This is a genomic window from Terriglobia bacterium (genome assembly GCA_036496425.1).
Classification (GTDB): Bacteria; Acidobacteriota; Terriglobia; order 20CM-2-55-15; family 20CM-2-55-15; genus 20CM-2-55-15.
In genome coordinates this window covers 1-8,213 of the sequence record DASXLG010000310.1, presented here as the reverse complement: position 1 = coordinate 8,213, position 8,213 = coordinate 1, and the positions used below count along the sequence as shown (strand labels likewise).

Annotated in this window: 12 protein-coding genes; 8 read left to right on the top strand and 4 right to left on the bottom strand. The window is 57.5% G+C overall.

The window, feature by feature from the left end; translation table 11 throughout:
• A partial coding sequence (locus tag VGK48_22815) for a hypothetical protein (GenBank protein ID HEY2384017.1) occupies window positions 1-199 on the top strand: 199 nt, incomplete at its 5' end.
• A 3-nt stretch (window positions 200-202) separates the two neighbouring features.
• Here VGK48_22815 and VGK48_22810 read toward each other — a convergent pair.
• Window positions 203-430 carry a hypothetical protein gene (locus VGK48_22810; GenBank protein ID HEY2384016.1) on the bottom strand — a complete coding sequence of 76 codons (228 nt, stop codon included), beginning with the start codon at window positions 428-430 and terminating at the stop codon, window positions 203-205.
• An 84-nt stretch (window positions 431-514) separates the two neighbouring features.
• Here VGK48_22810 and efp point away from each other — a divergent pair, with 84 nt between their 5' ends.
• From efp to VGK48_22795, 3 genes are all read left to right on the top strand, one after another.
• The gene (gene efp / locus VGK48_22805) at window positions 515-1,087 is read left to right on the top strand and encodes an elongation factor P (GenBank protein HEY2384015.1); all 573 of its coding nucleotides are present in this window, start codon (window positions 515-517) and stop codon (window positions 1,085-1,087) included.
• A gap of 30 nt (window positions 1,088-1,117) precedes the next feature.
• On the top strand, window positions 1,118-1,468 hold the full coding sequence (locus VGK48_22800; GenBank protein HEY2384014.1) for an STAS domain-containing protein: 351 nt from the start codon (window positions 1,118-1,120) through the stop codon (window positions 1,466-1,468).
• Window positions 1,469-1,545: 77 nt separating this feature from the next.
• Complete coding sequence (locus tag VGK48_22795) at window positions 1,546-1,905, top strand: PilZ domain-containing protein (protein HEY2384013.1); 360 nt, start codon at window positions 1,546-1,548, stop codon at window positions 1,903-1,905.
• Window positions 1,906-1,913: 8 nt separating this feature from the next.
• Here the strand turns inward: VGK48_22795 and VGK48_22790 are convergent, their stop codons facing one another.
• Together VGK48_22790 and VGK48_22785 are read right to left on the bottom strand one after the other, a co-directional pair.
• Window positions 1,914-2,987, bottom strand: a complete 1,074-nt coding sequence (locus VGK48_22790) for an FAD-dependent oxidoreductase (protein ID HEY2384012.1) — start codon at window positions 2,985-2,987, stop codon at window positions 1,914-1,916.
• Complete coding sequence (locus VGK48_22785) at window positions 2,966-3,637, bottom strand: glycerophosphodiester phosphodiesterase family protein (GenBank protein ID HEY2384011.1); 672 nt, start codon at window positions 3,635-3,637, stop codon at window positions 2,966-2,968. Before VGK48_22785 ends, VGK48_22790 begins: the two co-directional genes overlap by 22 nt.
• A 58-nt stretch (window positions 3,638-3,695) precedes the next feature.
• On the opposite strand from VGK48_22785, the gene VGK48_22780 reads away from it, so the two are divergent.
• Genes VGK48_22780 through ettA form a run of 3 tightly spaced genes read left to right on the top strand, consistent with a single transcriptional unit; the run spans window position 3,696 to window position 6,845 of the window.
• Window positions 3,696-4,694 carry a MoxR family ATPase gene (locus VGK48_22780; protein HEY2384010.1) on the top strand — a complete coding sequence of 333 codons (999 nt, stop codon included), beginning with the start codon at window positions 3,696-3,698 and terminating at the stop codon, window positions 4,692-4,694.
• 12 nt (window positions 4,695-4,706) lie between these two features.
• Window positions 4,707-5,147: an STAS domain-containing protein gene (locus tag VGK48_22775; GenBank protein ID HEY2384009.1), complete on the top strand. Its 441-nt coding sequence runs from the start codon at window positions 4,707-4,709 to the stop codon at window positions 5,145-5,147.
• 15 nt (window positions 5,148-5,162) lie between these two features.
• Window positions 5,163-6,845 (top strand): energy-dependent translational throttle protein EttA, encoded by a 1,683-nt coding sequence (gene ettA, locus VGK48_22770; protein HEY2384008.1) that lies wholly within the window; start codon window positions 5,163-5,165, stop codon window positions 6,843-6,845.
• Window positions 6,846-7,116: 271 nt separating this feature from the next.
• Here ettA and VGK48_22765 read toward each other — a convergent pair whose 3' ends face one another.
• Window positions 7,117-7,647, bottom strand: coding sequence for a hypothetical protein (locus VGK48_22765; protein HEY2384007.1), 531 nt, complete (start codon window positions 7,645-7,647; stop codon window positions 7,117-7,119).
• Window positions 7,648-8,003: 356 nt separating this feature from the next.
• Between VGK48_22765 and VGK48_22760 the strand changes: the two genes are divergently transcribed.
• Window positions 8,004-8,213, top strand: a 210-nt coding sequence (locus VGK48_22760) for a hypothetical protein (GenBank protein ID HEY2384006.1), incomplete at its 3' end; no start/stop codon positions are given.

The window sequence follows — 8,213 nt, the reverse complement described above, 5'->3', positions numbered from 1 at the left end:
GGTCATCCGCGTCATCTGCGGCCACTTGAAAATGCAGAAGAAGTTTATCTGGATCGGTCTATTCGTGGGGTCGACGATCGGAAACATGGTGCCGCTGCTCTGGGGCGGAGATGCGATCTCCGTCTCCGGAGTTCTACTGTCTCTGGTCGGGGGTATTGCCGGGATCTGGGTCGGCTACCGCTGGGGGCAGTCGTTTTAGAACCTAGTTCGTTTCGGCCGGAAACGCGCTGAAAATCACGCTACCGCTCCAGGAGATCAGCTCGGTATCGCATATGCAACGCAGACAGCCGGGGGTTCCGGGTTTGACACGTTCCATGACAACATTCCAGGTTCGGCCGCAACGGCAACAGGTTGTGATCGACGACCCGGTCGATGGAATGATCAGGGTCTCGACGAGCGTTCCGGCGGGTTCCTTAGTGTGGGTGGGCATCGGCTTCCTCCATGAGTGCGGTGTTCAAATCCGTTGAACGAGGATCGTTATACACAAAGGGCATACCTCAGTAAAATAAAAAATATGGCACTTATTGGCGCGAACGAATTAAAGAAGAAGATGCTGATCGAAGTGGATGGACAGCCCTATAACGTCCTCGACGTGTTTTTCGCCACGCCGACCGCGCGTGGAGCCAGCACCATGGTCAGGACTCGGCTGAAAAACCTGCTCAATGGGGCGGTTCAGGAGAAAAGTTTCCGCACCAGCGAGAAGTTTCCCGAGCCCGATGTGGAGCTGGCGGCGGTCTCGTTTTTGTATAACGACGGAGACGGGTTTCATTTCATGGACCAGTCGAGCTACGAGCAATTTACGCTTGGCGAGGAGAGCGTCGGCGACGACCGCTACTATCTGAAAGAAGGTCTGGTGCTCGAGATCTTCAAATACAACGGCCAGGCTGTGTCCATGCAGCTGCCCCAGTACGTCGAACTCGCGATTGCATCCACGGAGCCCGGATTCCGCGGCGACACCGCCGCGGGCGGCGCCACAAAAGTAGCAAAGCTCGAGACCGGCCTTGAAGTGCGCGTCCCGCTATTTATGAAGGATGGAGAACGGGTTCGCGTCAACACGCAGAACGGAGAGGTCGCGGGCCGCGCCTGAAATCCTTGACGGGGAGGTTAGAATCCGCATATGCCACTGAAAATCGTCCAGCGCAGCGCTGAAGATGTCGTGATTCTTGATCTGGCCGGCAGATTGTGGATCCTCGATCTGCCACTGCGCGATCTGACCGGCAGTCTTCTTCTAGACGGCAAAAAATATTTCGTCGTCAACCTTGCCGGCGTCGACTACGTGGATAGCTCGGGCCTGGGTCAACTTGTTTCAATGTGGACTTCCATTCGAAACAAGGGAGGACATCTCGCCATCTTGAGTCCCACAAAACGCGTCGAAAAGCTTCTCGAAATTACCCGCCTCGATACTGTTTTCACCATCGTTCATGCCGAAGACGAGGCTGTCCGGAAAGCGCGAACGGCGTCGGCGTAATTCGTCCTCCGCCCCGGTACCGGTAATGGTTCGGCTGGTTTTGCCGATAAGGTGTCTGACACGGCACGGAGGCAGAAGTGGTTGAACGTCGGAAACATAAAAGGATTCAGGCTCTAATACATCGGGAATCGATTGCACTGGTCAGGCATAACCTCCAGACTCTTCCCGCAAATATCGCAGACCTCAGCGTGGACGGGGCGCTTCTCCAGTTTCCCTCCACACGGTTTGGTTTTGATGAGGGAAGTTCGGTTTCTGTATGGCTGGACAGCGGCGGCACATTGTTTGAGATCCAGGCAGTGGTTATCCGGACGGAACCGGGGTATGTTGCTGTCCGCTTCTCCGGCATGACCCGCGAGAACGATGCGGAAGTCCGGAGAAAACTGATCCGGATGGAAATGATCTCCTCCCGCTCGAAGACCGCTGTCGCAGTTGTCTGATACCGCGATCACGCAGCGCGAACAATTTCCGCGACATGGCGGGCGATTGCCATACTTGAGGACAGGCCCGGCGAATCGATCCCGATCAGGTTCACCAGCGGTGGTTGCGATCGCTCCAGCCGGATCGTGAAATCCTTTCCGCACTTTGGCCGCATTCCCGAATATGCCCAGCGCAGATCGGTTTCCCGGATATCCGGCAGGAATTTTCGCGCCGCATCGACGAACATTTCCTTCGGGGCCTCACGAAAAGCGGGCGTAGCGCTGGGTCCAATATACAGACGGCCGTCGGTGCGCGGTCCAAAATGAATGCCTTTGGATCGGGAATGAGGAGGCATCGCGGGATATACCAGCGTCCGGATTCCCCAACGATCGGTTCCGCCGTCGAGTTCGTAGTAATCCCCGCGTATGAACTCGATCTCATACTTCGGGCCGCCCGCCATCAACGAGACCTCGTGCGCCCGCAGCCCTGCTGAATTGATCAAGATGCGCGCCTGTATCTCCGGCCCTGTGGTTTGCAGGATGTGATCGCGGTTTGTCGCCGTGATGCCTGTGACCTCGGTTTCAAACAGAAACTCCGCGCCTGCCGCCTTCGCTTCGCATATCACCGATTCGACAAGCGCTTCGATCTCGACAATACAAACCGCGGGAATGAAAATGCCGCCCATTGCTTCGACCGGTGCGATCCGCCGGATACCGGACGGCGTCAGGATGAACCGGAACGGGACTGCTTGCCGCCGTCCCTGGCGCCAGAGATGCCAGAGCGAACTGGCCTCCCTCCACAGTCCGGCGCGGATGCTGCCATGCGGAACGGCGATCAGCATTCCGCTCTCGAGCAGCCGGATGCCGTGTTTTCTCGCATACTCGATCATCAGATGGCTTCCTGCCCGGGCAAGGTTGGCTTTCAGCGTTCCCGGCATCTCATGAAATCCCGAATGGATGACGCGGCTGTTCAGCCCGGAAGTTTCTCTGCAGGCGCCGTCATGTTTCTCAATGGCGATTACCTTAAGGCCTTGAAGCGCGAGTTCCCGGGTTATGGCTGCGCCGGCGACTCCGCCGCCGCCTATGATGCAGGCGTCGAACATCGCTCCGGGAAGTCCGTGAAGATTCCCTCGATTCCGAGGCCACGGAAATAAGAAATTTCGGATGGATCATTCACCGTCCAGGCATGGACGGCAAGCTTTTGCTCTCTCGTGCACTCCATAAGCGAACGTGTGACAAGATCGCGCCGGGGATGAATGGCGGCGGCATGAAGCTCGACAGCACTCGAGAGGAGCCCTTCCAGCCGGGAGGACAGCAAAGCAATCGGAACCGCCGGGATCAGCGGCTTCAGTTCGTTCCAGTCGAAGCAGGAAACGATGACCTGCCGTTCCAGCCGTCTTTCCAGGACCATTTCTTTGATGTCTCCGGCGATTCCGCTGTCCTTTAATTCGATGTTCAAAAGACATTTTGAGCCGAATTGATCGAGGACAGTGGAAAGCAAAGGAATCGGTTCACCCCCGCCGGCGTCGAATCGAAGCAATTGTTCATAAGTGAGTTCGGCAACGCGGCCGCAGCCGTCCGTTGTGCGGTCCACCGTGTCGTCATGGATGACAACGATTTGCCCATCGCTGCACCGCCGGACGTCGAATTCGAGACCCGTCGCCCCGAATTGCAGCGCCCTGGTGAAAGAACCGATGGTGTTTTCAGCCCGCCTTGGATATCCCGGCGCGCCGCGATGTCCGAAGATGATCACGATTCCAGTTTACGCCTCCGCCGTGCTTGCGATAACGTGGTCGGTCCAGGAGAGGTAAATGGCGAACCCGGTATCTGATGTACTTTCGGCGGACTCCTTCAAGAGCGAGTTCCAGCGCGTTCATCGGGAGATTTCGAAGGTCATCGTCGGATACTCCGACATTATCGACGACATCCTGATGGCGATTCTCGGCAAGGGACACGTTCTGCTCGAAGGCGTTCCCGGTCTGGGCAAAACCAAGCTCGTCCAGACGCTGAGTGATGCGCTGCATCTGCGATCGTCGCGAATCCAGTTCACTCCCGATCTGATGCCGGCGGACATCGTCGGCACCAACGTCGTTCAGGAAAACGAAGCCGGCGACAAATTCCTCGATTTCCAGCCCGGGCCGATTTTCTCAAACATCATCCTGGCCGACGAGATCAACAGGGCGACGCCCAAGACGCAGTCCGCGCTGCTCGAAGCGATGCAGGAGAAGACGGTCACCGTCGGAAAACAGACCTACAAACTGGACCAGCCGTTCGTCGTCCTGGCGACCTTGAATCCGCTCGAGCTCGAAGCGACGTATCCGCTGCCGGAAGCGCAGCTCGACCGGTTTTTCCTGAAACTGAAGATGGAGTTTCCGCCAGTGGACGACATCCACACCATCCTGGACCGCACAACCTATCTCGAAGAGCCGGTTGTGGAGCGCGTGTGGGACGCGCAGAAAATCCTCCAGTTGCGCGACACCGCGCTAGGCGTTCCGCTTTCCGATGCGGTGCAGGATTATGCCATCCGGATCGTCATGGCAACGCAGCCGAGCACCGCGCTCGCGCACGAGCAAACGAAGAAATTTCTACGCTACGGCGCCAGCCCGCGCGGCGCGCAGGCGCTGGCGATCGGCGGCAAAGTCCGGGCTCTGCTCAGCGGCCGGCCGGAGGTCGCTTTCGAAGATATCCGGCATGTTGTGCTTCCGGCGCTCCGGCACCGGATCATTTTGAACTTCGAAGGCGAGGCGGAAAGAGTCGAGCCCGATACGATCCTTAAAGCGATTATCGATTGGGTGCCCGAGAAGCGCTAGAATAGGCGGCTTATGGATTTCAAGCTCACCACCAGAAGGGCTGATGCGGTGTTCATTGTGGATCTCGCCGGAAAGATCACGTCCGGCGACGCTCTGACCGCATTCCGCCAGACGATCCGTGATGAAGTCGCGAAAGGGCACAACAAGATTCTGCTCAATTTGAAAGACGTTTCCTATGTCGACAGCAGCGGTCTCGGCGAGCTGATCATGGCCCTCGGTACCGTCACCCAGACGACTTGCGCCAAGTGCGGCGCGACCGTATTCAAAGATGACGAAGGCAATTGGGATCCATGCCCTCAATGCGAAAGCAGAGACCGCAAGGCCTGGGGCGAACTCAAGCTGGCCAATCCCGGCCGGCAGGTAACCGACCTCCTGCAGTTTACGAAGCTGTACTCCGTCTTCGACGTGCACGAGTCCGAGGAAGACGCCTTGGCCAGCTTCAAATCGAGATAGTTCAAATCCGCCCTCATGAGCACCGTTCCAAACAAAGTCATTTACTCCATGATTGGAGTAAGCAAGTACTACGATAAGAAAGCCGTCCTTAAGGACATCTATCTCTCGTATTTTTACGGAGCCAAGATCGGCGTCATCGGCTTGAACGGCTCCGGAAAGAGCTCGCTCCTGCGCGTTCTGTCCGGCGTGGATCAGGAGTTTCTGGGGAAAACGACGGTCTCGCCCGGTTTCAGCATCGGTTATCTGGAGCAGGAGCCGCAGCTCGATCCCGCCAAAACCGTGCGGGAGATCGTCGAACAGGGCGTCCAGCCGATTGTCGATCTTCTGCGTGAGTACGACGAGATCAACGGCAAATTCGCCGAACCGATGTCCGACGATGAAATGTCGGAGTTGCTCGATCGCCAGGGCAAAGTTCAGGAGAAGCTGGATGCCTCCCAGGCCTGGGACCTGGATTCGCGCCTCGAAATGGCGATGGACGCACTGCGCTGCCCGCCGCCGGAAACCACGATCAACGTGCTGTCCGGCGGCGAGAAGAGACGCGTCGCGCTTTGCCGTCTGCTGCTGCAGAAGCCGGATATTCTGCTTCTGGATGAGCCGACCAATCATCTGGATGCGGAATCCGTCGCGTGGCTGGAACATCACATCCAGCAATACGAAGGCACTGTAATTGCCGTCACTCACGACCGCTACTTCCTCGACAACGTTGCGGGGTGGATTCTCGAGCTCGATCGCGGCCATGGCATCCCCTGGCAGGGCAATTACTCATCGTGGCTGGAACAGAAGAAATTGCGCCTGGAGCAGGAAGAGAAGGCGCAGACCGAACGTCAGAAAACTCTGCAGCGTGAGCTCGACTGGATTCACATGTCGCCCAAGGGACGTCACGCCAAGGGAAAAGCGCGCATCACCTCCTATGAAACGCTCCTCAGCAACGAGACGGAGAAGCGCGCGCAGGATCTCGAGATCTTCATTCCCGCCGGCCCTCGTCTGGGCCAGGTCGTTATCGAAGCGGCCGGGGTGAAAAAGGCGTACGGCGAGAATCTGCTGTTCGAGGATATGAATTTCCGCCTTCCTCCGGGCGGCATCGTCGGAGTCATCGGTCCGAATGGAGCCGGAAAGACGACATTGTTCCGGCTGATCACCGGCCAGGAAACATCCGATGCCGGTTCGATACGGCTCGGCGAGACCGTGACGCTCGCTTATGTGGATCAAAGCCGTGACGTCCTGGATTCGGACAAAACCGTGTGGCAGGAAATCACAGACGGTCTGGACAACATCGCGCTCGGTTCGCGGGAAGTGAATTCGCGCGCCTACGTCGCTCGTTTCAATTTTTCCGGAAGCGATCAGCAGAAGAAGGTCGGAAATCTATCGGGCGGCGAGCGGAACCGCGTCCATCTGGCGAAGATGCTCAAAGAGGGAGCCAACGTCCTCCTGCTCGACGAGCCCACCAACGATCTCGATGTCAACACGCTCCGCGCGCTCGAAGAAGCGCTGGAGAATTTCGCCGGCTGCGCCGTCGTCATCAGCCACGATCGCTGGTTTCTCGACCGCGTCGCGACACACATCCTTGCGTTCGAAGGCGAAAGCCGCGTGGTTTGGTTTGAAGGGAACTATTCCGACTACGAAACGGATCGCCGCGCCCGCCTCGGCGCGGCTGCAGATCAGCCGCACAGGATCAAGTACCGGCACCTGACGAGGTGACGGCTTTGCAAAAAAGTTGGGAGTTGGACATTCCCCGCCTTTGCAAGGCGGGGTGGCTGCGCCATCAATAGATGTGCCCATTCCTTGACGGCGCAGACGGGGCGGTTAGTAAATTCCAACAAAATAAGGTGCGCTTCGCGAGCGTAGATGAGGAGGCTTCGCGACGTTTTACCAACCACCCCGTCCTCGCGTTCTAACGGTTTGATCGCTCGGCCACCCCTCCTTGAAAACGGAGGGGAATGTTGCTCCACGCCACTAAATCGCTCAGATTCTACGGCTCCCTCCACAACAATTTCCCAGCTTTATCAAACAGCACGATCGACGACGGCGGCGATAGCTCCGCAATCCCGTTTTCATTCACATGCGAGCCGACCAGCGTCGTGCTCCCGATAATCGTGCGCGGTTTTCCCGCGTTGTCGTAAAACACCAGGCTCGGCCCCTCATTTCCGACGGACAGATTTGCCCGCGTCTTGCCTGCGGCGTCGAACAGGATCAGGAAAACGGTTCCGGCATTGTCGGCGATGAGAGAAGCCCGATCCTTGCCCTTGGAATCTACCAGCACAAAGTGCTCGGAACGGACTTCGGCTTCCGGAATCTTCGCGTCCTGTTGGGCTAAAGGCGGCTGCTTGTGAATTTGCTGTAAGACGTCCAGTTGATCCAGGCCCTGGGGCGTTTGTGCGGGTTTCGCCATGATCGCCGCGGCCGCGGCCATCAGGACCCCGAACACTCCAGCCCTCGTCATCCAGCGGAGCCGGGCCTCCAGTTTCAAAACCCTGCGGGAAAGGAATTCCAGGTCGGTCATTTTGTACCTCTCTGCATAGGAATTTCTACCCGATCTGGACCTGCTACGTCCAATACTCTATTGATTTTGCGAGGCGGGCTGTCGGCAGCCGAATTGCTAGAGCTAGAGCAAATTATAAGGAGGCCGGCTCGTGCGAAAGAGTGTTCAAGCTGAGTATGTCTACAGTAAACCGACGATGTGCCTGCACTGTCATCTGATTGTGGAGATGGTTCATGCCCATGACGCTGACCCTCAAAAAGGGGCATGGAACTGCCCGCGCTGCGGTCATGTCTATCCCTTCCAGCATTGGAAGATCCGGAAAGCAAACCCACGACGGGCCGAGGCCGCTTAACCTTTGCAATATAGAGGCAAGTAAGATGTCCAAGTTATTTTTCGTGAATATTCCCTACAACTGCTCCGACCATGAGTTGCAGGAATGGGTGGAATCGCGTGGAATCGAGACCCGGTCGATCCGCATCGTCCGTGATCTGGTGGCGGGAGTCTCGCCCGCTTTCGGTTACGTGGAACTGAAGGACGATGGCAGGATTCAGGAAGCCGTCAGCATCCTGAACGGCAAGCGTATGCGG

Coding starts and splice junctions, on each gene's coding strand:
- VGK48_22765 (HEY2384007.1), bottom strand. CDS start 7,647: ATGACCGACCTGGAATTCCTTTCCCGCAGGGTTTTGAAACTGGAGGCC.
- VGK48_22775 (HEY2384009.1), top strand. CDS start 4,707: ATGGATTTCAAGCTCACCACCAGAAGGGCTGATGCGGTGTTCATTGTG.
- VGK48_22780 (HEY2384010.1), top strand. CDS start 3,696: ATGGCGAACCCGGTATCTGATGTACTTTCGGCGGACTCCTTCAAGAGC.
- VGK48_22800 (HEY2384014.1), top strand. CDS start 1,118: ATGCCACTGAAAATCGTCCAGCGCAGCGCTGAAGATGTCGTGATTCTT.
- ettA (HEY2384008.1), top strand. CDS start 5,163: ATGAGCACCGTTCCAAACAAAGTCATTTACTCCATGATTGGAGTAAGC.
- efp (HEY2384015.1), top strand. CDS start 515: ATGGCACTTATTGGCGCGAACGAATTAAAGAAGAAGATGCTGATCGAA.
- VGK48_22810 (HEY2384016.1), bottom strand. CDS start 430: ATGCCCACCCACACTAAGGAACCCGCCGGAACGCTCGTCGAGACCCTG.
- VGK48_22790 (HEY2384012.1), bottom strand. CDS start 2,987: ATGTTCGACGCCTGCATCATAGGCGGCGGCGGAGTCGCCGGCGCAGCC.